At 32.4% G+C, this 26915-nt stretch carries 31 protein-coding genes; 17 read left to right on the top strand and 14 right to left on the bottom strand.

Annotated elements, in window-relative coordinates; genetic code table 11:
* Positions 1–34 precede the first annotated feature (34 nt).
* On the top strand, positions 35–937 hold the full coding sequence (gene rsmH / locus HA146_RS00935; RefSeq protein WP_209107730.1) for a 16S rRNA (cytosine(1402)-N(4))-methyltransferase RsmH: 903 nt from the start codon (positions 35–37) through the stop codon (positions 935–937).
* A gap of 14 nt (positions 938–951) precedes the next feature.
* Here the strand turns inward: rsmH and HA146_RS00930 are convergent, their stop codons facing one another.
* Positions 952–2097, bottom strand: coding sequence for a cysteine desulfurase family protein (locus HA146_RS00930; protein WP_209107729.1), 1146 nt, complete (start codon positions 2095–2097; stop codon positions 952–954).
* Between the two features lie 59 nt (positions 2098–2156).
* On the opposite strand from HA146_RS00930, the gene HA146_RS00925 reads away from it, so the two are divergent.
* A complete protein-coding gene (locus HA146_RS00925) occupies positions 2157–2885 on the top strand; it encodes a response regulator transcription factor (protein ID WP_209107728.1) in 729 nt (242 codons plus the stop codon).
* A 1-nt stretch (position 2886) separates the two neighbouring features.
* Here the strand turns inward: HA146_RS00925 and bchM are convergent, their stop codons facing one another.
* Positions 2887–3588, bottom strand: coding sequence for a magnesium protoporphyrin IX methyltransferase (gene bchM, locus HA146_RS00920; protein ID WP_209107791.1), 702 nt, complete (start codon positions 3586–3588; stop codon positions 2887–2889).
* Positions 3589–3676: 88 nt separating this feature from the next.
* On the opposite strand from bchM, the gene purE reads away from it, so the two are divergent.
* Positions 3677–4213 (top strand): 5-(carboxyamino)imidazole ribonucleotide mutase, encoded by a 537-nt coding sequence (purE, locus tag HA146_RS00915; RefSeq protein WP_257469880.1) that lies wholly within the window; start codon positions 3677–3679, stop codon positions 4211–4213.
* Between the two features lie 15 nt (positions 4214–4228).
* Here purE and cysC read toward each other — a convergent pair whose 3' ends face one another.
* Together cysC and HA146_RS00905 are read right to left on the bottom strand one after the other, a co-directional pair.
* Positions 4229–4852 carry an adenylyl-sulfate kinase gene (gene cysC / locus HA146_RS00910; RefSeq protein ID WP_209107727.1) on the bottom strand — a complete coding sequence of 208 codons (624 nt, stop codon included), beginning with the start codon at positions 4850–4852 and terminating at the stop codon, positions 4229–4231.
* A gap of 42 nt (positions 4853–4894) precedes the next feature.
* Positions 4895–5206, bottom strand: coding sequence for a translation initiation factor SUI1 (locus HA146_RS00905; protein ID WP_209107726.1), 312 nt, complete (start codon positions 5204–5206; stop codon positions 4895–4897).
* A gap of 47 nt (positions 5207–5253) precedes the next feature.
* On the opposite strand from HA146_RS00905, the gene trpB reads away from it, so the two are divergent.
* Positions 5254–6498 (top strand): tryptophan synthase subunit beta, encoded by a 1245-nt coding sequence (gene trpB / locus HA146_RS00900; RefSeq protein WP_209107725.1) that lies wholly within the window; start codon positions 5254–5256, stop codon positions 6496–6498.
* Here the strand turns inward: trpB and HA146_RS00895 are convergent, their stop codons facing one another.
* Positions 6499–6849, bottom strand: coding sequence for a rhodanese-like domain-containing protein (locus tag HA146_RS00895; RefSeq protein ID WP_209107724.1), 351 nt, complete (start codon positions 6847–6849; stop codon positions 6499–6501).
* Positions 6850–6938: 89 nt separating this feature from the next.
* Between HA146_RS00895 and HA146_RS00890 the strand changes: the two genes are divergently transcribed.
* From HA146_RS00890 to HA146_RS00850, 9 genes are all read left to right on the top strand, one after another.
* Positions 6939–8399, top strand: coding sequence for a hypothetical protein (locus HA146_RS00890; RefSeq protein ID WP_209107723.1), 1461 nt, complete (start codon positions 6939–6941; stop codon positions 8397–8399).
* A gap of 125 nt (positions 8400–8524) precedes the next feature.
* Entirely contained in the window at positions 8525–9670 is a 1146-nt protein-coding gene (locus HA146_RS00885) for a citrate synthase (RefSeq protein WP_209107722.1), read from the top strand.
* A gap of 75 nt (positions 9671–9745) precedes the next feature.
* Positions 9746–10864 carry an NADH-quinone oxidoreductase subunit NuoH gene (gene nuoH, locus HA146_RS00880; protein WP_209107721.1) on the top strand — a complete coding sequence of 373 codons (1119 nt, stop codon included), beginning with the start codon at positions 9746–9748 and terminating at the stop codon, positions 10862–10864.
* 69 nt (positions 10865–10933) lie between these two features.
* Positions 10934–11560, top strand: coding sequence for an NAD(P)H-quinone oxidoreductase subunit I (gene ndhI, locus HA146_RS00875; RefSeq protein WP_209107720.1), 627 nt, complete (start codon positions 10934–10936; stop codon positions 11558–11560).
* A 13-nt stretch (positions 11561–11573) separates the two neighbouring features.
* Positions 11574–12173 (top strand): NADH-quinone oxidoreductase subunit J, encoded by a 600-nt coding sequence (locus HA146_RS00870; RefSeq protein WP_209107719.1) that lies wholly within the window; start codon positions 11574–11576, stop codon positions 12171–12173.
* A gap of 18 nt (positions 12174–12191) precedes the next feature.
* A complete protein-coding gene (nuoK, locus tag HA146_RS00865; protein ID WP_209107789.1) occupies positions 12192–12512 on the top strand; it encodes an NADH-quinone oxidoreductase subunit NuoK in 321 nt (106 codons plus the stop codon).
* 9 nt (positions 12513–12521) lie between these two features.
* Complete coding sequence (locus tag HA146_RS00860; protein ID WP_209107718.1) at positions 12522–13433, top strand: NAD(+) kinase; 912 nt, start codon at positions 12522–12524, stop codon at positions 13431–13433.
* Positions 13434–13913, top strand: coding sequence for a CYTH domain-containing protein (locus HA146_RS00855; RefSeq protein WP_209107717.1), 480 nt, complete (start codon positions 13434–13436; stop codon positions 13911–13913).
* Between the two features lie 80 nt (positions 13914–13993).
* Entirely contained in the window at positions 13994–14179 is a 186-nt protein-coding gene (locus HA146_RS00850; RefSeq protein WP_209107716.1) for a hypothetical protein, read from the top strand.
* Here HA146_RS00850 and HA146_RS00845 read toward each other — a convergent pair.
* Positions 14148–14420, bottom strand: a complete 273-nt coding sequence (locus tag HA146_RS00845; RefSeq protein WP_209107715.1) for a helix-turn-helix domain-containing protein — start codon at positions 14418–14420, stop codon at positions 14148–14150. The two genes, HA146_RS00850 and HA146_RS00845, sit on opposite strands and share 32 nt — an antisense overlap.
* Before the next feature lie 77 nt (positions 14421–14497).
* Between HA146_RS00845 and HA146_RS00840 the strand changes: the two genes are divergently transcribed.
* Complete coding sequence (locus HA146_RS00840; protein ID WP_209107714.1) at positions 14498–15388, top strand: methylenetetrahydrofolate reductase; 891 nt, start codon at positions 14498–14500, stop codon at positions 15386–15388.
* Here HA146_RS00840 and HA146_RS00835 read toward each other — a convergent pair.
* The 5 genes from HA146_RS00835 to HA146_RS00815 all read right to left on the bottom strand — a co-directional run bounded on the left by HA146_RS00835 (position 15372) and on the right by HA146_RS00815 (position 22053).
* The gene (locus tag HA146_RS00835) at positions 15372–16550 is read right to left on the bottom strand and encodes a nucleotidyltransferase family protein (protein ID WP_209107713.1); all 1179 of its coding nucleotides are present in this window, start codon (positions 16548–16550) and stop codon (positions 15372–15374) included. The two genes, HA146_RS00840 and HA146_RS00835, sit on opposite strands and share 17 nt — an antisense overlap.
* Positions 16551–16598: 48 nt before the next feature.
* Positions 16599–17420, bottom strand: coding sequence for a segregation/condensation protein A (locus HA146_RS00830; protein WP_209107712.1), 822 nt, complete (start codon positions 17418–17420; stop codon positions 16599–16601).
* Between the two features lie 123 nt (positions 17421–17543).
* The gene (locus tag HA146_RS00825; protein ID WP_209107788.1) at positions 17544–19148 is read right to left on the bottom strand and encodes an NAD(P)H-quinone oxidoreductase subunit 4; all 1605 of its coding nucleotides are present in this window, start codon (positions 19146–19148) and stop codon (positions 17544–17546) included.
* A 130-nt stretch (positions 19149–19278) separates the two neighbouring features.
* Positions 19279–21291: an NAD(P)H-quinone oxidoreductase subunit 5 gene (locus tag HA146_RS00820; protein WP_209107711.1), complete on the bottom strand. Its 2013-nt coding sequence runs from the start codon at positions 21289–21291 to the stop codon at positions 19279–19281.
* Positions 21292–21324: 33 nt separating this feature from the next.
* The gene (locus tag HA146_RS00815; protein WP_209107710.1) at positions 21325–22053 is read right to left on the bottom strand and encodes an NnrU family protein; all 729 of its coding nucleotides are present in this window, start codon (positions 22051–22053) and stop codon (positions 21325–21327) included.
* 82 nt (positions 22054–22135) lie between these two features.
* Here HA146_RS00815 and HA146_RS00810 point away from each other — a divergent pair, with 82 nt between their 5' ends.
* Positions 22136–23086: a LysR family transcriptional regulator gene (locus tag HA146_RS00810; RefSeq protein ID WP_209107709.1), complete on the top strand. Its 951-nt coding sequence runs from the start codon at positions 22136–22138 to the stop codon at positions 23084–23086.
* Here HA146_RS00810 and HA146_RS00805 read toward each other — a convergent pair whose 3' ends face one another.
* Together HA146_RS00805 and ndhM are read right to left on the bottom strand one after the other, a co-directional pair.
* Positions 23087–23713 carry a DUF3172 domain-containing protein gene (locus HA146_RS00805; RefSeq protein WP_209107708.1) on the bottom strand — a complete coding sequence of 209 codons (627 nt, stop codon included), beginning with the start codon at positions 23711–23713 and terminating at the stop codon, positions 23087–23089. It abuts the gene before it with no gap.
* The gene (gene ndhM / locus HA146_RS00800) at positions 23710–24057 is read right to left on the bottom strand and encodes an NAD(P)H-quinone oxidoreductase subunit M (protein ID WP_209107707.1); all 348 of its coding nucleotides are present in this window, start codon (positions 24055–24057) and stop codon (positions 23710–23712) included. Before ndhM ends, HA146_RS00805 begins: the two co-directional genes overlap by 4 nt.
* 90 nt (positions 24058–24147) lie before the next feature.
* Between ndhM and pds the strand changes: the two genes are divergently transcribed.
* Both pds and HA146_RS00790 read left to right on the top strand, forming a co-directional pair.
* Positions 24148–25545, top strand: a complete 1398-nt coding sequence (gene pds, locus HA146_RS00795) for a 15-cis-phytoene desaturase (RefSeq protein ID WP_209107706.1) — start codon at positions 24148–24150, stop codon at positions 25543–25545.
* A 38-nt stretch (positions 25546–25583) separates the two neighbouring features.
* A complete protein-coding gene (locus HA146_RS00790; protein WP_209107705.1) occupies positions 25584–26492 on the top strand; it encodes a phytoene synthase in 909 nt (302 codons plus the stop codon).
* Here HA146_RS00790 and HA146_RS00785 read toward each other — a convergent pair whose 3' ends face one another.
* A complete protein-coding gene (locus HA146_RS00785) occupies positions 26493–26912 on the bottom strand; it encodes an RNA recognition motif domain-containing protein (protein WP_209107704.1) in 420 nt (139 codons plus the stop codon).
* Positions 26913–26915: the final 3 nt, after the last annotated feature.

The raw sequence follows: 26915 nt of genomic DNA, 5'->3' as shown, positions 1-26915 counted from the left end.
AATTTAACTTCTAAATAAATCTTAGTCGAAAGTTATGCAAACTGACCTATCTGATTCATCTTTTTTCAATCATAAATCAGTTATGACAGATGAGATTATGGCATCATTAGAGCATTACCCATTAATAAATACAACCCAACTTAAAGGAATAGACGCAACTTTAGGCGGAGGCGGGCACTCTTATCATTTATTGAGAAAATATTCGGATTTAAATATAATTGGACTTGATCAAGATCCATTCGCAAGAAAATCAGCATCAAAAAAACTTGATGAATTTAAAAATAGGATTGATATAAGGGCTGCAAATTTTGCGGATTTTGAACCAAATGCAAAAGTTTCTTTTGTGATTGCAGATCTTGGAGTAAATAGTAACCAAATTGATACCCCAAACAGAGGATTTAGTTTTCAAAAAGATGGTCCCCTTGATATGCGCATGAATCCTTTGCTTGAGGTTAATGCAGAAAAATTAATTGAGACTTTAAATGAAAAAGATCTAGCTAATCTAATTTATAAATATGGAGATGAGAGATTATCACGAAAGATTGCTAGAAAAATAAAAATGGATTTAAAGGTAAACGGGAAATATTCTGGTACAAAAGATTTGGCTTATTCTATTGCAGGATGCTTCCCACCAAAACAAAGATATAAAAAAATACACCCAGCAACTAGAACATTCCAAGCACTAAGAATTGCCGTTAATAAAGAAATTGAAGTATTAGAAAAATTTTTGCAAGTTGTCCCTGGTTGGCTACTTCCAGGTGGAATTATTTCTATTATTAGTTTTCATTCCTTGGAGGATAGATTAGTTAAAAATGCTTTTAAGAATGATCAAAGACTAAGAAACCTGACAAAAAAGCCAATAACTCCTTCCGAACAAGAAGTCGAAGTCAATAAAAGAGCTAGAAGTGGAAAATTAAGAATTGCTCAATTAAAGTAAAGCGCCATTAATTGCTAACGTAATGATTTGATCGAATTTGTAAGAATATGAATTGCTTGTTTTATATCATTTGAATTAGTGCTTAATCCTATACTTAACCTTATTGAAGATTCTGCTTCTTTAAAAGATCTACCTAAGGCGAGTAAAACATGAGATGGTTCACCATTACTGCATGTCGATCCACTAGAACAAATTATTTTAGATTTTATAAGTTTATGAAACTTTGCTCCGTTTAAATCCAATACAGTCAAATTTAAATTATGAGGTAACCTATTTTTTATGGAGCCATTAATTAATAAACCTGAATTATTTTCTAACAAACCCTCTAAAAGGTTATTTCTATACAAAAGTAATTTCTCAGCATTATTTTTTTGATTAAAAACTGCCATCTCTATTGCTTTAGCAAAGCCTACTACTAAAGGAAGAGGTAAGGTACCAGATCTAAGACCATATTCCTGCCCTCCTCCAACAATTAAAGGCTCAAGAGTAATTTCTTGATCAATCAAAAGAAGTCCTATCCCTTTGGGACCATAAATTTTATGAGAACTCATCGTTATCATATTTACATCTGATAGAAGATTGTCTAATTCGACATAACCTAAACATTGCGCAAAATCAGAGTGAAAAGTTATTCCTTTTGATTTACATATCTTTGCAATATTTTCTATGGGCTGAATAACTCCTATTTCGTTATTTGCCATCATGACACTAACCATAAATGTATCTTTTCTAATATTCTTTTTGAACTGTTCTTCTGAAATTATGCCATCTCTTTCCGGAGTAATTTCTGTAACCATAAATCCCTCTTTTTTTAGTTGGTTTAGGGGTTCAAGTACAGCTTTATGCTCCGTTTTCAAGGTAATAATATGTCCATAATTGCCTGTTTTTTTGTGGAAATTTCTTGCAAAACCTAATAAAGCTAGGTTATTAGATTCTGTTGCCCCACTGGTAAAAATAACCTTTTTATTTTTAAGAAATAAATTTTGTTCTATTTTTTCTCTTGAGGCTTCCAATATAGCGCTTGCTTTGATACCCGCCAAATTAGATTTACTTGAAGGATTAGAAAATATCTCACTCCAAAAAGGTTTCATAGAATCAACAACATCTTTAGAGCAAGGAGTTGAAGATTGATAGTCTAGTAGTATGGGAGTTGATAGCATTGTATTTAGTATATAAAATTCTCATTATTACTAGAAAATCAAATTCAAGAATTTAAAAAATGAATGAAATTAATCAAATAAATAATGAACCAGTAAGAAAATCAAGAATTTTATTAGTTGATGATGAGCCTGGTTTAAGAACAGCTGTTAAAACATTTCTAGAAGATGAAGGCTTTGAAATATTTATTGCAGTTGATGGAGAGGATGGTTGGGAAAAAGCTCAAACAATTTTTCCCGATTTGATCATTAGTGATATTATGATGCCCCGAGCTAACGGTTATGCTTTATTAGAAAAAATTAGAGAAGATGAAAAATTAGGAGGAACTCCAGTTATTTTTCTAACTGCAAAAGGAATGACCCTAGACAGAACAGAAGGTTATCTTGCAGGCGTTGATGATTATATTTCAAAACCTTTCGACCCCGATGAATTAGCTGCGAGAGTTAAAAATGTAATCAACAGACAAGAACGTTTACTAAAAGAAGCAGCACGATTCGCAGATATAGACGTAAGCAAAATGGCGAAGCAAATTACTGAAATAAAATCTATGCTCACAGACCAAAATCCGACTAATTCAGAAAATAAAATAAATCTTCCTAGTTTTACTCCAAGAGAAGCGAGTGTACTTCAACTAGTAGCAGAGGGGCTGATGAACAAGGAAATTGCAAGACAGCTTGAAACATCTATTAGAAATGTTGAAAAATATGTAAGTAGACTTTTTATCAAGACAGGTACATCTAGCCGAACCGAATTAGTTCGTTATGCACTTGAAAATCATTTAGTTAAATGAACTAGTTAATTTTTTCGAATTCAATTAGTTTTGAAAAATAAAAAGGAGCTTGATTTAATTTCGTTTTGACTACGCTAAATCCTCTTTGTTTAGCGGCATTAATAATACCCTTTTCTTTTAATGTATAAGCTCTTGTAGTTTTACTTGGCCCAGGAAATAATTTACCTATATTTTTTAGAACAGCAAGAAATGGAGTATACGGAGCAAAGCTAACGATTAGTTTTTCTTTACTTAAATCACATAGATGTTGGACCATTTCTTCTGCGACCGGTTGAGGATAATGAATAAATACATCCAAACAAACTACAACATCAAATAATCCTTTTAATTTTTCTAGATCACAGACTTCATATTTGATTTTACCTTGGTTCAAACCTAAATCTTTTATGCGTTGTTTTGTTTCTTTAATCATTTCAGAAGAAATATCGCTTACCTGTAATTCTTTTATACCAAGTCTAAGTAAGGGTATTGATAGACTTCCTACACCACATCCTGCATCACAATAACTTTTTTTTGTTAGTTCAGGATAATTTTTGATGTATGAAACTACATCATCTACAGTCTTTTGATGTCCTTTTCTAATATTTTTCTGAACTGCATTAATTTCATCAGATTTGCTATAAATTTTGTTCCATCTATCAAAGCCAGTGCCATTAAAATACTCCCTAACTTCACTTTTCTCGATAATCTTATTTGACGACATAATATTCATGAAAATTTATTCTTTTTATATTAACTAACTGGCGCTAAATTAATTGCACGCCATTATAGGAAAGAATTGATTTGTTATTTTGTCAGAATTTAATTCTAAAGATATATATAAAATCGCTGTCGTAATGGGAAGTGATTCAGATCTAAAAACATTGAAGCCTGCTATTGATATTTTAAGAGAATTTGGAATAAAAACTGAAGTTTGTATACTTTCTGCCCATCGAACACCTATTGAAATGATGGAATATGCAAAAAATGCAGAATCAGAAAATATAAAAGTAATAATTGCCGGTGCTGGTGGTGCTGCTCATCTTCCAGGAATGTTGGCATCCATAACTTGCATTCCTGTAATTGGAGTACCAGTAGAGAGTAAGACACTTAAGGGGATTGACTCTCTTTTATCAATTGTTCAAATGCCCGCTGGGATACCAGTAGCAACAGTTGCAATTAATGGAGGTCAAAATGCCGGACTATTGGCAATAGAGATGATCAGTTTATTTGATAAATCCATAAAGGAAAATTTAAAAGAATTCAGAAAAAATCTTCATACACAGGTACGAACTAAAAATAGTAAGTTATCCACTATTGGAGCTGACAATTATCTTCAAAATAAATGAACTAATATTTTTCTATTAGCCCTTTTTAAGAAAGTTTTCTTTTTTTAGATAGTTAATAACTTTTTCAACTGAATCATTTAAATCTAACGAACCTGTATCAACAACAATTTCTGGATTATGAGGAGCTTCATATGGACTAGAAATCCCAGTAAAATCCTTAATTTCTCCCAAACGAGCTTTCTTATAAAGACCTTTAGTATCCCTATTTTCGCAAACTTTGATATCAGCAGCACAATAAACTTCAATAAAATCCTTAGATCCAATAATTTTTCTCACTTTATCTCTATCACTAATAAATGGTGAAACGAATGCTGTAATAGTTATTATCCCAGCATTCATAAATAAATTCGCAACTTCTCCAATTCTTCTTATATTTTCTTCTCTATCTTCATCGGAAAACCCAAGATCTTTGCATAAACCGTGTCTTATATTATCTCCATCCAACACGTAAGTTGAAAAACCATCTAAGTGTAAAACTTCATTTAAAGCGTTTGCCAAAGTACTCTTACCAGAGCCTGATAACCCTGTAAACCAAATAACCATTCCTTTATGACCTCTCATTTTTTCTAATTTATCTCTATCAATAGTTAAATTGTGCCACTTTATATTCGTTGAATTTGTTTGATCTTGTTCTTTCATTTTTTAAATCATCAAAATTAAAAACTTATCCTAACGCTTACTTCATAAATTTTGAAATCCCTCTTTACGAAGAAACTCAATTGATTTCGATACCATATCACCCTGTAACTGGATATTACTATCAATTAATGTTCCTCCAGTACCACAAAAAACTTTAATTTTTTTAAGCAATTCTTTTAGTAAGATTTCATCCTCAGTTCCTAAATTTTTAATTAAGGTGATCGTCTTACCCTTTTTACCTTTTTTTTGTTTAGAAATATTTATTTTTAATCCTTTATTAAATTTTTCTATTTTAGCTTTTTCTTCAGATTTATTTTCTTGATTATCAAATTCGATCCAATTCTTTTTTCCCATTAATTTAAATGTAATCTATAGTAAGTTAATACTTTTTCTATTTAAAAGTGGTAAGTACATTTTCTCGCCAAGATCAAGATTATCAAAATGAGGATTTGAATCAACCCTCCAAAGAGGGAAGATTTGGGAAATATGGTGGTCAATATGTTCCTGAAACACTAATGCCTGCTCTTTTTGAGCTTGAAACTGCTGCTGCAAATGCATGGAAAGATAAACTTTTCGTAAAAGAATTAAATCATCTACTTAAGACTTATGTGGGAAGAGAAACTCCACTTTATGAAGCTAAAAGACTTACTGAACATTATAAAACCAAACAAGCCACTGCAAGGATATGGCTTAAAAGAGAAGATTTAAATCATACTGGTGCTCACAAAATCAATAATGCCCTTGGACAAGCTTTATTAGCAATAAGAATGGGTAAACAAAGGATAATTGCAGAAACTGGAGCAGGTCAGCATGGAGTTGCTACAGCTACTGTTTGTGCGAGATTTGGCTTGAAATGCATTATCTATATGGGTGCTGAGGACATAAAAAGACAATCCCTCAACGTTTTTAGAATGAAATTGCTAGGGGCTGAAGTTAAAGTTGTAAATTCTGGAACTGCAACACTTAAGGATGCTACTAGTGAAGCTATTAGAGATTGGGTTTCTAATGTAGAAACCACACACTACATTTTAGGATCTGTTGCTGGTCCTCACCCTTTCCCAAAGATTGTGAGAGATTTTCATGCAGTTATTGGAGAAGAAGCCAAAAAGCAATGCCTGGAATCGTTTGGATCTTTACCCGATATTTTACTTGCATGTGTAGGTGGAGGATCAAATGCAATGGGCCTTTTCCATCCTTTCCTTAAAGAAAGGTCAGTAAGACTAATTGGAGTTGAAGCTGCAGGAAGCGGAGTTGATACTGACAAGCATGCTGCCACTATCACGAAAGGTTCAGTAGGAATTTTGCATGGCTCAATGAGTCTTCTTTTACAAGATGATAATGGTCAGGTACAAGAAGCCCACTCCATAAGTGCAGGCCTAGATTACCCTGGGGTAGGGCCTGAACATAGCCATTTAAAAGATATAGGTAGAGCAGAATATGGATCAGTTACAGATCAAGAAGCTTTAGATGCTTTGAGACTTGTTAGTGAACTAGAAGGAATTATACCTGCACTCGAAACTTCCCATGCCTTTGCTTGGTTAGATAAATTATGCCCTACTCTTGAAAAAGATACTCATATAGTTATCAATTGCTCTGGGAGAGGCGACAAAGATGTTAACACTGTTGCATCTTCATTAGATATTTAATCAATACCTTGGAATTGATTGGTCAATATATCTACTCCATCCATCAATACCCTCCTCCAAATTCCATATTTCGCTCACAATATTATTATCTAAGCACCATTGACAAAAGTTATAACTTCTTATTCCTGCATGACAGGTAACAACAATTTCTCTGTCTAATAAATCAGCAAATATTTCTTCAACGTATTCAGATGTAACTTTACTAATTGGTATATGTAAAAATTCTTTTGAGAAACGAGCTATTTCAAGCTCTGAATGTTCTCTTACATCAATCAAGACTGGATCTTCTTTTTCAGAATTAAACCAATCATTAAGATTAGAGGCATTTATAGATTTTGGATAATTTCCCAATTGATAGGATAAATTATGTGTTATTTACAATTTAATAAATTAAGTTGCAGTAGGAAATTTATTGTTAAAAATAAAAATAAACATTGATAATGAAACTTAGAGTAGTAGCAATAATAATATTATTATCTATATTACTTTTTTTTGGTTTTAAAAAAGTTTCTGCTAATAAAAATAAGGAGCAAAGTACAAATATTGAGCAGCTAAATATCTTAAAATACATACCTGAAAACAACAAATTATTATTTATTTCAAATTTAGATAGTTTTAATATTATTAATAATAATGAAAAAGATAAAAATCCAAAAAATCAAGATAACTTTGTTTTAATAAAAGATTCTATTTTAGATTACTTAGGTATAGATCTAGGCAACAATAAATTAGAAGATATCTATAATAATGAACTTATAATCTCAACTTTTGAGAATGATCAAAAGCTGAAAGATGATATTTTAATCGTATTTAAAATTAAACCAGAAAAAAACCTAGATGATATATTACATCTTTCCAATAAAATTGATCAGACTTATGAAATAATACCTATTTTTAGAGAAAATAAATTAAATTTCCTTAAATTTATATATCGGACAGAAGATAATTACATAATTGCTTCATCAGATAAAAAATTAATCAAAAATAGTATTAACTCTAGTAATGATTTTAAAGAAAACAAATTTCAATATGAGGGAGAACTGCATGGACTAAAAAACGAAAAAAATATATTATTTACAAATAAATTTTTGGAAAGTATATTTTTTAATAAAGAAATTTTTACTGAAAATAATGAGGATATTATAGCTACAACATTTGACTTAAAAAATAAACATTTAACTTTAAAATCATATTTACTAAACAATAAAAAAAATCTTGATATTCTTGCTTACGATAAGCTATTTAATCAAGAGAATATTAATGAAGATAATCCTGAAGTTGCAATTTTTAGTGATATAAAAAATATAGACAATTATCTAAAACCTTTATTAAATGATTTTGAACTCAGTTTTCTTGATGAGTTTAATCAAAATTCAAATCAAAACATTTTAATTCTCAATTCCAATAAAGATTGGCTTATTACATTTGAAAAAAATACTGAAGATCAATTTGATTTCAGAGCTTTGAAAAAACTAAAAGATTTCAACAAATATACTTTGAAACAAAATAAAGATATTTACTCGATATATTCCAAAGATATTCTGGAAGAAAAAGACGAAGTAATAAAACAAGTAACTTATGAAAATATCTATTCAATAGAATCCGGAGGTTTACAAATCATAAGTAATTACTTAATTAATGGTAAAAAACTAGAAACAATCTCAAAAAAATTTTTTAACCTAAAAGGTAATCAAGATAAATCTGCTTTTCTTTATGCAAAAGTTGATGTTAATGATAGAAATTCCAATAAAATTGAATATTTTTATGATTTGCAAGATCTTAATTTTCTCATTAGAAATATTTTAAAAATATCAAATGAAGAATCACTAGAAATCATAAGACAATCTATTCCTGAAAAAAATCCAATTCTTTATACAAAAACAATATTAAAAATACTTTAATCAAGTTATTCAAAAAGCTTCAATCACAATCAATTTAAATTTTTGTGAAGTTAATAAACTTGTGGTTAATTAAAAATTATTTGACTATCTTTAATCTATAAGTAATTTAATATTGAATAAATAAATTGGATAGCAACAAACTAATTTTAAAACCAGGATTAGAGGGTGTCCCAGTTACAAATTCATCCATCTGTGATATTGACGGCAATAAAGGCAAATTATTATATAGAGGCTACTCCATTGAGGAACTATCCAAAAAAAGCAGTTTTTTAGAAACTGCTTATCTATTGATTTGGGGTGAATTGCCTACAGCTATACAACTTAGAGATTTTGAACAAGAAGTTCAAATGCATCGCAGGTTAAGTTTTAGAGTAAGAGATATGATGAAATGTTTCCCTGCGACAGGTCATCCTATGGACGCTCTTCAATCAAGTGCGGCTTCTTTGGGACTTTTCTATTCACGAAGAGCAATAGATGATCCTAATTACATATACAACGCAGTGATAAGACTGATAGCAAAAATACCCACAATGATTGCTGCGTTTCAACTTATTAGAAAAGGACAGGACCCTATTCAACCTCGAGATGATTTAACATATTCCTCAAATTTTCTTTACATGCTGACTGAAAAAGAACAAGATCCAATAGCTGCAAAAGTTTTTGATAGGTGTTTAATTCTACATGCCGAACATAGTTTAAACGCCAGTACATTTAGCGCTAGAGTGACGGCAAGCACTCTTACAGACCCATATGCTGTAATCGCCTCTGCAGTAGGAACCTTGGCTGGTCCGCTGCATGGAGGGGCGAATGAGGATGTAATTGCGATGTTGGAAGAAATCAAAACTCCAGACAAAGCAGCTTCTTTTTTAGAAAATGCAATAAAAAATAAAAGTAAGATAATGGGCTTTGGTCATAGGGAATATAAAGTCAAAGATCCAAGAGCAATAATTCTTCAAAAACTGGCAGAAGAGCTTTTTATTAGATTTGGAGCTGATGAAATGTATGACGTTGCTAAATCATTAGAGGTAGAAGCAATACCAAGACTTGGCCCAAAGGGTATTTTTCCTAATGTAGACTTTTATTCTGGTCTTGTTTATAGGAAACTTGGTATTCCTCGTGATTTATTTACTCCAATTTTTGCTATATCCAGAGTTGCTGGTTGGCTAGCTCATTGGAGAGAGCAACTTGGAGCAAATAGAATTTTTAGACCATCGCAAATCTATACTGGGTCAGCTCCAAGGGATTGGATTAGCTTAGAAAATAGAGAATAATATTTGCAGCTTTTCATAAAAAACACACATATTGTTTGTGACGAGTTAATGTATTAAGTAAATAACATCAAAAATTTGGAATACGGAATAGATCTTGAATATAGTTTTAATGAATTCCTAAAAGGTTTTGGCATTTCTAGTGAGATTGCTCATGTAATATGGCTACCTCTACCAATGCTTTTGGTTTTAGTCGCAGCAGTTGTTGGAGTTTTAGTAACTGTTTGGCTTGAAAGAAAGATATCCGCTGCTGCTCAACAAAGAATAGGTCCTGAATATGCAGGAGCTCTAGGTATACTCCAACCAATTGCAGATGGTCTTAAGTTACTAGTCAAAGAGGATATTATTCCTGCTAAAGCAGATGGAATTCTCTTCACTGCAGGACCCATATTAGTTCTAGTCCCAGTGATTCTTTCATGGCTGATTGTTCCTTTTGGACAAAACCTTCTTATTAGTAATGTTGGTATTGGAATTTTCCTATGGATTGCTTTAAGCAGTATCCAGCCGATTGGACTTCTTATGAGCGGATATGCATCAAATAATAAATATTCATTATTAGGCGGATTAAGAGCAGCTGCGCAATCTATAAGTTACGAAATACCTTTAGCTTTATCTGTACTGGCTGTTGTGCTAATGACAAATTCTCTAAGTACTATTGACATTGTTAACCAACAAAGTGGTGCTGGAATACTCAGTTGGAATATTTGGAGACAACCTGTTGGCTTTATAATCTTTTGGATTTGTGCTCTTGCAGAATGTGAACGACTTCCATTTGACTTACCTGAAGCTGAAGAAGAATTAGTTGCAGGATATCAAACAGAATATGCGGGAATGAAATTCGCATTGTTCTACCTTGGTAGCTACATAAATTTAATTCTTTCAGCATTATTAGTATCAATACTTTATTTGGGAGGATGGGGTTTTCCTATTCCAGTTGAATTAATAGCTAAGGTACTTAATTTGCCGATTAATGCGCCCTTTATACAAGTTTTCACTGCATCAATAGGAATTGTAATGACTGTTTTGAAAGCATATCTCTTAGTATTTGTTGCAATATTATTGCGTTGGACAACCCCTAGAGTAAGAATAGATCAACTTTTAGATCTAGGATGGAAGTTTCTTCTTCCAATTTCTCTTGCTAATCTTTTATTAACTGCAGGATTAAAACTTGCTTTTCCGCAATTCTTTGGTGGCTAAATTCAAGTAAATATACTTAAATTTAAAATTAATCCACTAAAATGAATTAACTAAGTAAATTCTTCGAAAATGAAAAATTTCCTTCAACAAGTAAATAGCTATATTAAAGAGGCTTTTAGTGCTGGCAAATATTTATACAATGGCTTATCAGTAACTTTTGATCATCTTCGAAGAAGACCTGTTACTGTGCAATATCCATATGAAAAACTAATACCCTCTGAAAGATATCGAGGAAGAATACATTATGAATTCGATAAATGTATAGCTTGTGAAGTTTGTGTGAGAGTATGTCCAATAAATCTACCAGTAGTTGACTGGGTAATGAATAAAGAAACCAAAAAAAAGGAACTTAGAAATTATTCAATAGATTTTGGAGTATGTATATTTTGCGGAAATTGCGTTGAATTTTGTCCAACTAATTGTCTATCAATGACCGAAGAATATGAATTAGCTTCTTTCGACAGACACAATCTAAATTTCGATAATATTGCACTTGGGAGACTCCCTACAAACGTAACAACAGATCCTTCAGTAAAACCACTAAGAGAACTTGCTTATCTACCTAAAGGAGTAATGGATCCCCATGAAATCCCTGCTTCAGATATCAGAGTTGGTAAATTACCTGAAGAAGTCTATGATTGGATGAAACCAACAACCAATGAAAATAAAGATAAAATTTCTAATCCAAACAATTAATTTCTATTAATTTATGTCCATTGCAATAACAACTCAAATTATTTGTTTTACAGTTTTATCTTTAGTTATTCTTATTGGAGCAATTGGTGTTGTATTGCTAGAAAGTATTGTATATTCAGCATTTCTTCTTGGCGGAGTATTCATGAGTGTGGCAGGATTATATCTACTTTTAAATGCAAGTTTTGTTGCTGCAGCTCAAGTTTTAGTTTATGTGGGTGCAGTAAATGTATTAATAATTTTTGCAATAATGTTAGTCAATAAAAAAGAAGATTTAAAGCCCATCAATGACATTAAATCCAGAAGAATCTTATCAACATCTATATGTTTAATCCTACTTAGCCTTTTAATAAGAGTTGACTTGACAAACGTATGGAAGCTAGCAAGCCCCCAAAACTCTATAGGAGAAGAATCAACTATTAGGATTGGAGAGCATCTATTTAGTGATTATTTACTCCCATTTGAATTAGCTTCAGTTTTACTTTTAATGGCGATGATTGGGGCTATTGTTTTAGCTAGAAGAGATGTAATGAACAAAGATATTTCAACTGGATTACCTGTTAATCAAGAGTTAATTGAAAAATCATCAGAACCATTACTCACTAATAAAAATTAACTCTTCAACTTTCTTATGATGAATTTAGAATCAATTCCTATTCAAGCTTTTTTGATAGTATCTTCAGTACTATTTTGTATTGGTATTTGGGGATTATTAAATAGTAGGAATGCTGTTAGGGTTCTTATGAGCATTGAATTAATGCTCAATGCGGTAAATATAAACTTGATGGCTTTTTCTTCTTATATTGATAATAATTTAATTCAAGGACAAGTTTTTACAATTTTTGTTATTACTGTTGCTGCCGCAGAAGCAGCCGTTGGATTAGCTATATTGTTATCTCTTTACAGAAATAGGGTGACTGTAGATATGGAAAGTTTTAATTTATTAAAATGGTAAACGCATTAAATGAAACTTTCATTAGTGCTTATTGTATATCGTTCAGATAGTTCTATCGCTCTAGAGGCATCTAAATTCTGCGAAGAAGTCCTCAAAGTTAAAAATATAACATCAAAAATAATTGAAAGTGATTTTCACAAACATGAAGTTGAAAAATATCTTTGTAATTCAAAATTAAAACCAGATATTGGAATCATTCTTGGCGGTGATGGAACCTTCCTAAAATGTGCTAATGCATTAGCGGATTATGATATCCCTTTATTGAGCATTAATATTGGTGGTAATTTAGGTTTTCTTACTCAAGAAAAAGATTTTTTATTTGACAAATCTTTTATTGAAATCCTTGAAAACGAAGAATATATAATTGACTTACGCAATAGATTAAATTGCAATGTTTGTATTAGTGGGACAAGTCCTAAGAAAAAAATTATAGAAAGCTACGAAGCCTTAAATGATTTTTATTTTAAATCCGTTGAAGAGGATATTTCTCCTACCAACCAAATACAAATTGAAATTGATAACGAGAAGGTGAATGCATATAAAGGTGATGGATTGATTATATCTACATCTACTGGTTCAACAGCATACTCAATGGCTGCAGGCGGTCCAATAGTACATCCGAGTATAGATGCAATGATAATAAATCCTATATGCCCAATGAGTTTAGCTAGTAGACCAATAGTTATACCTAATAACAGTAAGGTAATCATTAAACCAGTAAAAAAAAGTAAAGGTGAAATTAAATTATGGAGAGACGGTTCAAAATGTATGACAATTAAGGAAGATTATTATTGTGAGATCAAAAAAGGAAAATCACCCTGCAAAATAATAAAGTTTAAAAAAAGCACTAACTATTACAATACTTTAATAAAAAAACTAGAGTGGAAAGGAGATTTATCTCTAAAAAATCCAAAAAATTAAATGGCCTTAGAAATAGAAAGAAGGTTTCTTATAAAAAATGATAACTGGAAAGAATTTATCACAAATAAAATTTATATTGAACAAGGATACTTATCAAAAAGTTTAGATGATTGGATTATTAGGATAAGGTCTACAGGCAAAGACTTTAAAATTGCACTCAAAAAACATATTAAAAGCTTTACCAACTTTGAATTTGAATACTCCATTCCACGAAAAGATGGTGAAACAATAATGTCAAATCTTTCAAATACAATAAAAAAAGAAAGATTCTTTTTAACAGTTGAAAACAAATCTTGGATTATAGATTGCTTTAAAGAAAACAATTATCCACTTGAAATTGCCGAAATTGAACTTTCCAATGAAGAGGAAGATTTCAGTCTTCCATCTTTCATATCCAAAGAAATTACTGGGCTGAAACATTACTCCAATTTCAGTCTTGCTAACAAACCTTTTTCAAAATGGAAGGATCACTCTATTTAACAACTCAAAAAAATAACTAGTCAAAGCAGCCACATTTCCTTTATATTTTCTTTATATTTTACTAATATATTTTTTCTCAAATGTATGGTCTTTACGACAAGGAAGGAATATTAAGATTTGTTGATTCAGACAAAGATGCTTGCATAGCCTATGCTGAACTTTTCGAATTAAGTTCTACAAATTATTGTTTAATGGATTTAGCTAACGATACAAAAAAAGTAAATGGGACTAATATTAATCAGAGTCTGGTAGGGAACAACAATTAAATCCATCTCTACAAATCTTTCCATTATCCATTGCCCAATTTAAAAGTGCTACTCTATTTTTAGAACCTGTTTTTGTAAACATATTACTTACATGATTATCAACAGTTCTTTTACTAATAGTAAGCTTTACAGCAATTTCTTGATTTGTGAGCCCATCAGCCACAAGATCAATAATTTCCATCTCTCGTGCTGAGAGACCAGAAATATCAATGTTGTTCACATCTTCTTCAACCATTTGCATTTAAACAGTTCCTTTTATATATTAATTAAGTTTAGCAATCTCAATACACTTGTTAACCAAGTAGGAAACAAAAGCAATTGAAATCAAAACTTCAGCAGACTTTAGAAAAAAAATCCAAAGTAATAACGGCAGAGTTAATGCCGCCCAGAGGTGCAAGCCCCATAAGATCTCTTAAGATAGCACAACTTTTGAAAGATAAGGTACATGCTGTTAACATTACTGACGGGAGCAGGGCGATAATGAGAATGTGTAGCTTGGCAATGTCCAAACTATTACTGGAAAATGGGATAGAACCAATAATGCAAATATCTTGCAGAGATCGTAATAAAATTGCTTTACAATCAGACATTCTCGGGGCAAATGCTCTAGGAATTAAAAACATCTTATGCATTACTGGTGATTCAGTAAAAGCAGGGGATCAAAATGATGCCAAAGCTGTTCACGAGTTAGAGTCAGTTAGATTGCTTCAACAAATTCAGGACTTCAATAAAGGAATTGATCCTACTTTTGGAGAACTTGCAGATAAAAAAACATTTATATTTTCAGGAGCCGCAGCAGATCCAAGTTGTAAGAATCAAAGAAGTTTACAAAATAGAATGAGGAAGAAAAAAGAGGCTGGAGCTAGATTCATACAAACTCAAATGGTTATGGAAAAAAAATTTTTGATCGAATTCTGTAACGAAATTAGTAACCCTCTCGAACTACCTGTAATTGCAGGCGTATTCCTATTAAAGTCTTATAAAAATGCACTCTTTATCAACAAATACGTCCCAGGAGCAAACATCCCTGCAAATATTTTAAATCGTCTTAAAGATGCTAAAGAGCCTTTACAAGAAGGGATCCAAATTGCAGCTGAACAAGCTCACGATTTTATAAATATTGCAAATGGTATTCATTTAATGGCAGTTAAGGCAGAACATTTAATCCCTGAGATTCTTGAAAAGGCTGATCTTAATCTGGAATATTAATCAAATCATTACCTAACAATTCTGCCATTGCCTTCTGCTGTGGAGATGGCTCAGTCATATCAGATCTTCTAGAATCTGTTATCAACCAATCCAAAGATGCATCTTGCAAATCGAAGTGATCTCCATTTTTGCCTACACAATAACGGCCAAATACTAATTTATCGACTAGTCGAACACCATTTCCTATTTTGGAATAATCAAAAATAATTGAATTATCAATTGTTGCACCTTCGCAAATACAACAACTTGGGCCAATCATTGCAGGTCCAATAATTGTGGCACCATCTTCTATTCTTGTCATTCCACCTATATATACTGGTCCAGTAATATCAACTTTGTCCCAATTAGCAGCAACATTTAATCCGGTGAAAACTCCAGGTTTAATTTCTTTTCCAGGTATCTCTACTTGTCTTACCTTTCCTTGTAATACATTACGAATAGCACTCCAATAATCAGGAACTTTTCCAATATCTACCCATTCAAAATCCATTGGTAGTGCATAAAATGGTAAATTCATTTCAACAAGTTTAGGGAATAGATCAGCACCAATATCAAACTTTTCACCTGATGGTATGTAATTAAAAATTTCAGGTTCAAAAAGATAAATACCTGTATTAATAGAGTCGCCTAAAGCTTTATCGACAGATGGCTTTTCTTGAAACGCCTTTATTCGACCATTTTCATCCGAGACTACTACGCCATAACTTGAAACTTGATCTCTAGTTACTTGTTTAGTTATTAAACTTGCAATTGCTCCCTTTTCCTTATGTTTCTTAACTGCTTCAGTCAAATCTAAGTCCACTAAAGCATCACCACATAGCACAACAAAAGTTTCATCAAAGAATTTTTGAAAATCTTGAATTTTTTTTAATCCTCCTGCTGAACCTAAAGCATCTCCTATTAATTCCCCGTCTTCAATTCTACCTTCAAAACTATATGCAATCTCCACCCCGAATCTTTGACCATCCCTAAAGTAATTTTCAATTTCTTCAGCTAGATGAGAGACATTAACCATTATTTCTTTAAAGCCATGCTCTTTTAGGAGTTCTAAAAGAAACTCCATTACAGGTTTTTGTAAAATGGGTATCATTGGTTTTGGGATGATATGAGTTATAGGCTGAACACGTGTGCCTTTTCCTGCCGCAAGTATCATTGCCTTCATGAATTCAAAACCTCTTTTAAAAGATTATACGTTATTACTATTAAGCTACTAAACAGCAGAGGGATAAGTATTTTTTACCTCAAGATTTTCTATAGGCAATTGAGCTAAGCCTCCATCAGGAATTATTCTTTTAATTTGAATTGGGCCATATAATGAATTAATTTGTTTAATTTCAATTTTGTTTTCAGATGATAAAAATAATAACGCCCAAAAGACTCCAAGACGATCTTTATCTAAATCATTTTTTACAACTGTTTTCCATATTTCAACTAAATATTCAAAGTCTGTCCACTGTAATGCTTTTTCCCACCCATCAATAAATTTCCCTAATTCTTTAGTGGTTTCTGGAAGTTTCTCGCGATGTGCTAAAGATTTCACTTGAGAAATCAAGGCCCTATCAGAATATTTTTTATTTCTTTTTCTCTTCATTAGCAGAAGATCTTGGGTTTCTATAACTTCAGCAATAGACTCTAATTGACTTACAAGTTCTCCCAATGTTGTTGTACGTTTAAGAATTGGTTGTGCTATTGATCTTCTCCTGAGATATTTTTCAGGGTATTTTGGAATATCAAATTCTTGATCAATCCAATCTTGATCATCCACATCAAAATCATCTTCACAATCTGACGAATTTTCTGTGAAAACATCAGATTCTAAAACTTGAGCCTTTAGATTAACTAGTACAGAAGCGGCATAAAATGCCTCGCTTGTCTCAGATAAATCCTTTTGATATGAATTCTGACCATTTGGAGTTTTTTTGAAATTATTGGAATATTGTTCTAAGAAACTATCAATTACACTTATTACATCAATATCCCATGGATCAAGATCACCTTTCCCAGCGGCATCTTGAAGAAATTTAATCAACAATCTAGGCCCTAATTGTTGCCTATCAATAGAATTTAGATAAGATATTTTAAATTAGCTAATAACTACTCATAAGATATCTTCTTATTTATTTAACGCCAAATAATATTGCATTAATTTAAGAAACTATATTCTTGGAGCCTGTAAAATCTTATTTTTCTGAATTCCTGAGACAATATTTTTTTTCATAGTACTTTTCACTGCCGTTAAATCTCTATCAACTAAATTATTAATAGACGCAAGATAAGTTTCAGTAACTAATCTTGGGTATAAACCTATTCCAATTATAGGCAAAAGTAAACAAGCAATAATATAAACTTCTCTAGGCTCTGCATCGATAAGTTTTCGTTCTTCGGTTAATTTCGGATTCTCTTTACCAAAGAAAATTTCTCTTAACATTGAGAGTAGATAAATAGGAGTAAGTATTACACCTATAGCAGCTAAAGAGGCCATAACTATCCGAAACGGGAGTGTATAGACTTCATCAGTAACAAATCCTGTAAATACCATTAATTCAGACACAAATCCACTCATGCCTGGCAAAGCGAGTGAAGCGAGAGAGCAAGCAGTCCAAAGAGCAAACATGATTCTCATTTTTTGTCCTACACCACTCATTTCATCAAGCTTAAGAGTCTTTGTTCTGTCATAAGTAGCTCCAACAAGAAAAAATAAACTAGCCCCAATTAATCCATGACTAACCATTTGTAGCATTGCTCCGCTTGTTCCGAGGCTACTAAAACTACCTATTCCAATAAGAACGAAACCCATATGACTTATAGAACTATATGCAATTTTTCTTTTAAGATTTCTTTGTGCAAAAGAAGTTAATGCAGCATAAATTATATTTACTACTCCAAGAACTATTAATAATGGAGCAAATTGAGCATGAGCAACGGGTAATAATTGTGCATTAAATCTTAAAAGAGCATATCCTCCCATCTTCAATAAAATTCCAGCTAGAAGCATATGAACAGGAGCTGTAGCCTCTCCATGAGCGTCTGGGAGCCAAGTATGAAGAGGTACTATTGGCAGTTTCACTCCAAATGCAATTAAGAGACCCACATAACAGAGTATTTGGAATTTTTGACTAAAATCTTGAGCAGCCAAGTAAGAAAACTCAAAGTTAGGAATTTCTGTACCGTAGAAGCCCATTGCCAAAGCTGCTAGGAGGATAAATATTGAACTGCCTGCTGTATAAATAATAAATTTCGTGGCTGCATATTGTCTATTTTTGCCACCCCATATAGCCAATAATAAATATACGGGAATTAATTCAAGTTCCCAAGTTAAAAAGAATAAAAGCATATCTTGAACTGCAAATACAGCGATTTGCCCCCCATCCATCACCAATATTAAAAAGAAAAATAACTTTGGTTTATACTTAACTGGCCATGCAGCTAAAACTGCTAAGGCAGTTATAAAACTAGTTAATAATATTAAAGGCATCGAAATACCGTCAGCACCAACAGACCAAGTAAGTCCTAAATTAGGGAGCCAACTAATATTTTCTTTAAGTTGAACATTTTCATTATTAATATCAAAGCCATTTATATATGAACCTACAGTTATTAAAAAAGTTATTAATGCAATAGATAAAGCAAACCATCTAACCTCTTTGCCATCTCCTTTATCTGGGAAAAAAGGTATCACAAACGCACTACCAATTGGGAACAAAATTGCAGCAGATAGCCAAGGGAAACTAGACATTCCAGCTCCCAAAGTTCCTAACATTTGTGTCGCAAAATGTGTAAAAAAATAAGTGCTCAATTTAATAAGAAATTTATCTCAAACAAAGTCTAGAAATTATCTGTATTTTTTCACCCCAATGGACAGTGAAGACACACAATTGTAATTAAGTTACTTAAGGAGATTGAAAGCCAAATATAGCAACTAATAAAATTACTCCTCCAAAAACAATAAGAGCGTAAAATTGAGCTCTACCAGTCTCAAAGTATTTCAAACCTTCTCCACTTCCTAAAGTTACAAGTCCAGTAAGATTGACCACGCCATCAACAACCTTAGAATCAACTTCCAACACTTCTTTAGCTAGTCTTCTACTACCTTTAACAAAAAGTTTTTCATTAATATCATCTAGGTACCATTTATTTGAAAAAAATCGATTAATAGTAGGAAACTTTTCTGCAAATAAAATTGACAAATTAATTTTCTTCAGAAAATATGCTTGATAAGCAATAATTATTCCAGCTGATGCAATAAGAACAGAGGCTATCCCTAAAGGTAAAAATTCTTTTAATTCGAAAGCTTTTGCAGAAATCTCTGCTTCTTCAGGATCCAGTAAATTTGCAAATTTACTATCCCATGGGAGTCCCATAAAGCCAATAACTACAGAGGGTACAGCTAAAAATACCAAGGGAAATGTCATTGACCAAGGAGACTCATGAATATAGCCATGTTCTTCATGATCTTCTTCAATTTCTTCATCTAGATTGACTTTGGAAGAGATTAAAAGCTCTTTTTGTAATTCTTTATTCTCCCCTCTGAAATCACCTTCAAATGTCAAGAAATAAAGCCTAAACATGTAAAAAGCAGTCATACCAGCTGTTAAAAGTCCTATAAACCAAAAAGCTGGAAATGATATAAATGCATTTCCGAGTATTTCGTCTTTACTCCAAAAACCTGCCAATGGAGGAATACCACTAATTGCTACACAACCTATTAAAAATGTTGCAGATGTATATGGCATTTTCTTCCTTAAACCACCCATCAATCTCATATCTTGAGCCAACACAGGCTGATGACCTACTACTTCTTCCATAGCATGTATTACAGAACCAGATCCTAAAAATAGCATTGCCTTAAAGCAAGCATGAGTAACCAAATGGAAAATTCCTGCTATTGGAGCTCCACAACCCATTGCAAGCATCATATAACCAAGCTGAGAAACAGTACTGTATGCTAACCCCTTTTTTAAATCCATTTGGGTTAAGGCTATAGAGGCGCCTAAAAAACAAGTAATGGTCCCAACTAAAGCAATAATAAACTGGATGGAGGGGAATATTGAATAAAGAGGTTGGAGTCTAGCTACTAGAAAAATGCCTGCTGCAACCATTGTGGCTGCATGGATAAGTGCTGAAATCGGTGTCGGACCCTCCATCGCATCAGGTAACCATACATGAAGAGGAAACTGCGCAGATTTTGCCATTGGCCCTAAAAAAACTAAAAAACAAAGGAGTAAAGCAGCCCAAATAGGTATTGAATTGTCAGATACTGATTGAGAAATACCAGAAGCTATCTCATTAAAATCAAAACTATTGGTTGCCCAAAATAGACCAAGAATTCCTAGTAATAAGCCAAAGTCTCCCACTCTATTAACAACAAATGCTTTTTGAGCAGCGTGGGCAGCACCATCTCTGTCGTACCAAAAACCAACCAATAAGTAAGAACACATTCCAACTAATTCCCAAAAAACGTAAATTTCCAACAAATTTGGACTAATTATTAATCCCATCATTGAACTACTAAATAAGGCTAAATATGTAAAAAATCTGACATAACCCTTGTCATGCGCCATATAACCATGAGAGTAAATCATTACCAGCAAAGTTATGGTGGTTACTAAAGCAAGCATTACACTACCCAGAGGATCAAGAACAAATCCCATTGGGATTGTGAAATCCCCAGCACTAGCCCATACAAATAATTTCTCTACAGAATGATAACCATTAATTTGTTCAATCAGAGATTTATAACTAATCACTGCAGAAATACCAACGAAAGAGATAAGACCTATAGAAACTATTTCTCTAGAATTGTTAATTTTCTTGTTAATACTTATTAGTCCTAAACCAGAAAGCACTGCTCCAATAAGTGGGAAAACAGGAATTATCCAGGCAATTTCTGAAGCTTGAGGCATCTTTATAAAAACTTATATTTAGATTTTAAACTGTCAATTGAAAAATTCCGACAAAAATGATGAATTAAATGTTTTAACAGCAATATTTATATACCGGTGGGACCACCAAAGTAAACCTATTGCAACCAATATGCCAAGTTGAGATAACCTAAAAAATTCTTTAATTATAAATTCTTGCCTTCCTTCAAGAATTGCCATAAAGGGGATAATGGAAGTATTTTTTTTAAACTTTTCAAATTCCTCTCCAAATCTTTTGGCTAATCTTTTATCCCCATGCCAAATAGCAAAAAGATGGTGCAAAATTAACCCAACAGACGTTATTAATGTGAATGATGTACCAATCCATAAAGTATGCGCAAAACACCAAATTATCTGACCAAATGCTTGTGGATGTCTTGTAATTCGCATTATCCCGGTTCCGTAAATTCGCACTGTAGGTTTTAAAACTGATGGAATTTCCAACAAATTGTAAGTGGCGGGATATAAAAATAAAAAACTTATTGCAGTTAAAACCCAAACTATTAAAAAAACAAAATGATTACCCTGGAGATTCCATAATCTTATTCCGTCATATCTGTGCGCCAAAAAATAACTAATCAAAATAATTGCCGATGGCAAACTTAAAGAAACAAAACATAACCGCCATAATCTTGGTCCAATAATAGATTCTGCTTGAATTCTTAAAGCAGCTCCTCCACTATGAATAACTGCAAAAATCAAAATTAAAAATAAGATTACCAGAGAAGTTTTATGAGTATCCATAAATTGAGATTAGTCAAATAATTTAGTTCTTAACAAGAATACTTTTAAGTATTAGAATTATAAATAATTGTTGGCACAATAGATGCCCGAATTGCCATTTACTCTCGATCAATTAAGAATATTAAAAGCTATAGCAGCTCAAGGAAGTTTTAAAAAAGCTGCTGATCTATTGTACGTAACTCAACCTGCCGTGAGTTTACAAATACAAAATCTAGAAAAACAACTTGAAATTACAATTTTCGATAGAGGTGGTAGAAAAGCTCTGCTAACTGAAGCAGGAAGACTTCTACTGGAATATTGCGATCGAATTTTGAATCAATGCGACGAAGCTTGTAAAGCTATCGAAGATTTAAATAGTTTAAAAGGTGGGACTCTTGTCATTGGAGCCAGTCAAACAACAGGAACTTATTTGATGCCAAGAATGATAGGACTTTTCAGACAAAAATATCCTGATGTATCTGTTCAGCTTCAAGTTCATAGTACTAGAAGAACTGGCTGGAGTGTTGCAAATGGACAAATTGACCTAGCCATTATTGGAGGACAATTACCTGGCGATTTAGACAATTTGCTGCAAGTAATTCCATATGCCACAGATGAATTAGCTTTAGTTATACCGTCTAAACATGTACTCTCTAACAAAAAAGAGCTTTTAAAAGAAGACTTATACAAATTAAATTTCGTAACATTAGATTCTCAATCTACGACAAGAAAAGTTGTTGACAAACTTCTTCAAGATTCTGGACTTGACGTTCAAAGATTAAAAATTGAGATGGAACTTAACTCTCTTGAAGCAATCAAGAATGCAGTTCAATCAGGACTAGGAGCTTCATTTTTACCTGTAGTTTCAATTGAAAGAGAATTAGCGGCTGGATCAATCCACAAAGCATTTGTTGCTGACTTAGAGGTCAAAAGAGAACTAAAGTTAATTACTAATCCATCAAGGTATACTTCAAGAGCATCAGAAGTATTTAAGAAAAATATTCTGCCTCAATTTGCTAGTTTAGAAAGTCCATTAAGGCAAATATTAATTTAATTAGAACTGAATTGCTTCTTTATTAATTCCCACTCCTCCATCTTCGGCTTGTCCATCTCCCTTAATTATAAATTTATTTTCATTAACATCAGTTTGATAAACACACTTAACAATTGGTTTATCTCGTATGGATCCAATATAAGCAAAAGTATTCATTCTTTGCTTACATTCTCTGACATCTTCATTACTGATCGCTCCTTGTTTTTGTAAAACCGTCCAATTCTCTCTTCGAATTACACAACCTGGCTGGAGCGCTGGTTGCGTTACGAAGCTCGTTGATGGATTCAAAGTCGTATACATTTCAACATCAATGACAAATGCGCTTGCACCCCATTGCCTGCAAAATTCAGGATCTGGAACAGCCATATCTAATTGTTGTTGACTAGCTATATTTCCCTGTCCTCCATCAGTTGTACTGGTAATTGCACTCCCAATACCAACTCCTAGAATTAATACTCCCGCAAGAACAGCTATGGTTCCTGTACTAAAGTTAATCTTTTGTTCAGACGAAGAAGCAGGTAATCTACTATTTCTTTGTCCATAAGGATCAATATCTCTTGGATTTGAAGAGTAGTAATTTCTATTTGAGCCTCTCCTCGGCCTTCTACTTGATGGTGATCTATTCACAGTACTTCATTTGTCTTTGGTAAACCCATTGAATAGTTCAATACTCTACAATCAGGGTTATAACTTAATTGCCCATTTTGAAGCAAAAATTTAATTAAACATTCGATTTCTGATCCTATTTTCCGAAGTTCATAATCATCTAAATTCTTTCCTGCTCTCTCTTTTAATAATGCATTAAATTTCTCATTGATTTTGTTCATAGAATCTTCGTTCCAGATAAACTCGTTATCGGGATCTAAATCAAGAGTAAGTTTCTTGGGATGAAACTGTAATTCTTTATCAACAACTTCAGCAGTAAAAATTCTTACATGTCGAGTAGTTGATTTTAAAAGCATTTTTTCCATAATTTTACGAAATAATCAACGAAAAAATCTATAATGTTATAACTTTAATGTAGCTTATTAGTAAGTGTTAATTTATTTCTTGATTTAATAATGCGTGTTGTAATTGCTGGTGCAGGTTTAGCTGGTTTATCTTGTGCTAAATATCTAGTTGATAATGGTCACGTTCCAATTTTACTCGAAGCTAGAGATGTTTTAGGGGGGAAAGTTGCAGCATGGAAAGATGAAGATGGAGACTGGTATGAAACTGGCTTGCATATATTTTTTGGAGCTTACCCTAATATGTTGCAACTTTTTAAGGAATTAGATATTGAAGACAGACTCCAATGGAAAAGTCATTCAATGATTTTTAATCAGCCATCCGAGCCAGGAACTTACAGTAGATTTGACTTTCCAGATATACCAGCTCCGATAAATGGAGTTTCAGCCATACTTAGTAATAACGATATGCTTTCATGGAATGAAAAGATTCTTTTTGGATTAGGTTTAGTGCCTGCAATGTTGCGAGGTCAAAAGTACTTAGATAAATGTGATTCTAAATCATGGACAGATTGGCTCAAAGAACACAATATTCCAGAAAGAGTTAATGACGAAGTTTTTATAGCCATGAGTAAAGCTTTAAATTTCATTGGGCCTGATGAAATATCATCTACAGTTTTGTTAACAGCATTAAACAGATTTTTACAAGAAAAAAATGGTTCAAAAATGGCATTCCTTGACGGAGCTCCTCCCGAAAGACTTTGCCAACCAATGGTTGATTATATAACTTCTCGTGGTGGAGAAGTTCACATGAATAGTCCATTAAGGCAAATCAACCTTAATGAAGACAGCACTGTTAAAAGTTTTACTATTGCCTCTTTAAATGAAAACGAAAATAAAGAGCTAACTGCCGACGCGTATGTTAGTGCAATGCCTGTAGATCTCTTTAAATTAATAATACCTAAACAATGGAAAGGTCTAGACGCTTTTTCTAAATTAGATGGTTTAAATGGTGTACCAGTTATTAATATTCACTTATGGTTTGACAAAAAATTAACAAATATTGACCATTTACTATTTAGCAGATCACCTCTTCTAAGTGTTTATGCAGATATGAGTATTACATGCAAAGAATATGAAGATCCCAATAGATCAATGCTCGAATTAGTTTTCGCACCAGCAAAAGATTGGATAAATAGGAGTGATCAAGACATCGTAGATGCAACTATGGAAGAACTCAAAAAATTATTCCCAACTCATTTCATGGGTGATAATCAGACAAAATTAAGAAAATATAAAGTAGTCAAAACCCCAAGATCTGTTTACAAGGCAGTTCCTGGATGCCAAGAGTTGAGACCTAGCCAAAAATCCCCCATAAAGAATTTCTTCTTAGCTGGTGACTATACAATGCAAAAATATTTAGCATCTATGGAAGGAGCTGTTTTAAGTGGTAAATTGTGCGCGGAATCAATCAATAAAGAGTATTCCAAAACCTCTCAAAATGTTTCTTGAAAACATTTAAATTAATTTAAAAATTCAGCTAAAACTTTTTGAAAAATTCAATTTCTCAACTAGATCAAGCATATGAAATATGCCGTAAAGAAACTCAAAAATGGGCTAAAACCTTTTACTTGGGTACTCTTCTACTACCACTAAAAAAAAGGAAAGCTATATGGGCTATTTATGTATGGTGTAGAAGAACAGATGAAATAATGGATAGCGTTGAAGCTTCATCTAAATCGCGAGATGAACTTTCAGATAATTTAGATGCATGGGAAGAAAATACAAAGAATGTATTTAATGGCAATATTAAATCTGAATTAGATGCAGTTCTATTAGATACCATCGAAAAATATCCACAAAATATTCAACCTTATCTAGATATGATAGATGGTCAGAGAATGGATCTTAATAAATTTAGATACAAAGATTTTGAAGAATTAAAACTCTATTGTTATAGAGTCGCAGGGACTGTTGGTTTAATGACGCAGAATGTCATGGGAATTGATAGCGCTTATACAACGGCACCATGGAGTTCGAAGCCTGACCCCTCAGAATCAGCTATAGCTTTGGGCATAGCCAATCAATTAACGAATATATTGAGAGATGTAGGTGAAGATAGGCAAAGGGGTAGAATTTATCTCCCACAAGAAGATATTGAAAAATTTAATTATTCTGAAGAAGAACTTTTAAAAGGCGAAATCAACAATCAGTGGAAGGAGCTTATGAACTTTGAATTAACTAGGGCTCGAGATTGGTTTCAAAAGTCTGAAGATGGAATTAAGTGGCTATCGTCAGACGCAAGATGGCCTGTTTGGACATCTCTGAGACTCTATAGAGGAATATTAGATTCTATTGAAAGATTAGACTATGATGTTTTTAATAATAGAGCTTTTGTAAAAAATTCAGTAAAAGCTTTTGAGATTCCTATATCTTTTTTAATTTCTCGAATTAAATAATTAAGCAGGAGTTTTCTGATTAGCCAACAGATCTTTTAATTTTGATAGTTCTCCAGCCCATCTTGGATCAGGTGCTTCAAGATTAGGAGCATCACTATGTACAATTTTCTTAAAATTTTTCCTCTTCTTATTCTTATTTAAGTGTCCACTATTTCTTTTATTTGAACCAGAATCTTTCTTTTCTGATAACTCTACTCTTAATTTGGAACCATTAAATTCAAAACCGTTTAATTTTTGAATTACTAGATTAGCATTCTCCTCATTATTTGTTGTCGCGAAACCAAAGCCCCTGCATTCCTTAGTTTCCTTATCTAAAACTGCTTTAAATCTAATCGAATCAGAAACTGATTTTAAAATCGTATCAAATTCTTTTTGGTTAAATCCTTGTGGTAAGTTGCCAATGTAAATGCGAATGCTCATAAA

The sequence above is a fragment of the Prochlorococcus marinus CUG1416 genome (assembly GCF_017695965.1).
Lineage (GTDB): Bacteria > Cyanobacteriota > Cyanobacteriia > PCC-6307 > Cyanobiaceae > Prochlorococcus_A.
Note: the sequence above shows the minus strand (reverse complement) of the source record. Positions and strands in the feature narration are given on the sequence as shown.

What these genes read in the sequence shown, in the direction of transcription:
- HA146_RS00870 (WP_209107719.1), top strand. Translation starts at nt 11,574, where the DNA reads ATGTCCATTGCAATAACAACTCAAATTATTTGTTTTACAGTTTTATCT.
- HA146_RS00860 (WP_209107718.1), top strand. Translation starts at nt 12,522, where the DNA reads ATGAAACTTTCATTAGTGCTTATTGTATATCGTTCAGATAGTTCTATC.
- HA146_RS00925 (WP_209107728.1), top strand. Translation starts at nt 2,157, where the DNA reads ATGAATGAAATTAATCAAATAAATAATGAACCAGTAAGAAAATCAAGA.
- HA146_RS00825 (WP_209107788.1), bottom strand. Translation starts at nt 19,148, where the DNA reads ATGTTAGGAACTTTGGGAGCTGGAATGTCTAGTTTCCCTTGGCTATCT.
- HA146_RS00785 (WP_209107704.1), bottom strand. Translation starts at nt 26,912, where the DNA reads ATGAGCATTCGCATTTACATTGGCAACTTACCACAAGGATTTAACCAA.
- HA146_RS00815 (WP_209107710.1), bottom strand. Translation starts at nt 22,053, where the DNA reads ATGGATACTCATAAAACTTCTCTGGTAATCTTATTTTTAATTTTGATT.
- HA146_RS00905 (WP_209107726.1), bottom strand. Translation starts at nt 5,206, where the DNA reads ATGGGAAAAAAGAATTGGATCGAATTTGATAATCAAGAAAATAAATCT.
- cysC (WP_209107727.1), bottom strand. Translation starts at nt 4,852, where the DNA reads ATGAAAGAACAAGATCAAACAAATTCAACGAATATAAAGTGGCACAAT.
- HA146_RS00850 (WP_209107716.1), top strand. Translation starts at nt 13,994, where the DNA reads ATGTATGGTCTTTACGACAAGGAAGGAATATTAAGATTTGTTGATTCA.
- nuoK (WP_209107789.1), top strand. Translation starts at nt 12,192, where the DNA reads ATGAATTTAGAATCAATTCCTATTCAAGCTTTTTTGATAGTATCTTCA.
- HA146_RS00845 (WP_209107715.1), bottom strand. Translation starts at nt 14,420, where the DNA reads ATGCAAATGGTTGAAGAAGATGTGAACAACATTGATATTTCTGGTCTC.
- HA146_RS00820 (WP_209107711.1), bottom strand. Translation starts at nt 21,291, where the DNA reads ATGCCTCAAGCTTCAGAAATTGCCTGGATAATTCCTGTTTTCCCACTT.
- HA146_RS00835 (WP_209107713.1), bottom strand. Translation starts at nt 16,550, where the DNA reads ATGAAGGCAATGATACTTGCGGCAGGAAAAGGCACACGTGTTCAGCCT.
- ndhI (WP_209107720.1), top strand. Translation starts at nt 10,934, where the DNA reads ATGAAAAATTTCCTTCAACAAGTAAATAGCTATATTAAAGAGGCTTTT.
- rsmH (WP_209107730.1), top strand. Translation starts at nt 35, where the DNA reads ATGCAAACTGACCTATCTGATTCATCTTTTTTCAATCATAAATCAGTT.
- bchM (WP_209107791.1), bottom strand. Translation starts at nt 3,588, where the DNA reads ATGTCGTCAAATAAGATTATCGAGAAAAGTGAAGTTAGGGAGTATTTT.
- ndhM (WP_209107707.1), bottom strand. Translation starts at nt 24,057, where the DNA reads ATGGAAAAAATGCTTTTAAAATCAACTACTCGACATGTAAGAATTTTT.
- HA146_RS00855 (WP_209107717.1), top strand. Translation starts at nt 13,434, where the DNA reads ATGGCCTTAGAAATAGAAAGAAGGTTTCTTATAAAAAATGATAACTGG.
- HA146_RS00930 (WP_209107729.1), bottom strand. Translation starts at nt 2,097, where the DNA reads ATGCTATCAACTCCCATACTACTAGACTATCAATCTTCAACTCCTTGC.
- pds (WP_209107706.1), top strand. Translation starts at nt 24,148, where the DNA reads ATGCGTGTTGTAATTGCTGGTGCAGGTTTAGCTGGTTTATCTTGTGCT.
- HA146_RS00890 (WP_209107723.1), top strand. Translation starts at nt 6,939, where the DNA reads ATGAAACTTAGAGTAGTAGCAATAATAATATTATTATCTATATTACTT.
- HA146_RS00810 (WP_209107709.1), top strand. Translation starts at nt 22,136, where the DNA reads ATGCCCGAATTGCCATTTACTCTCGATCAATTAAGAATATTAAAAGCT.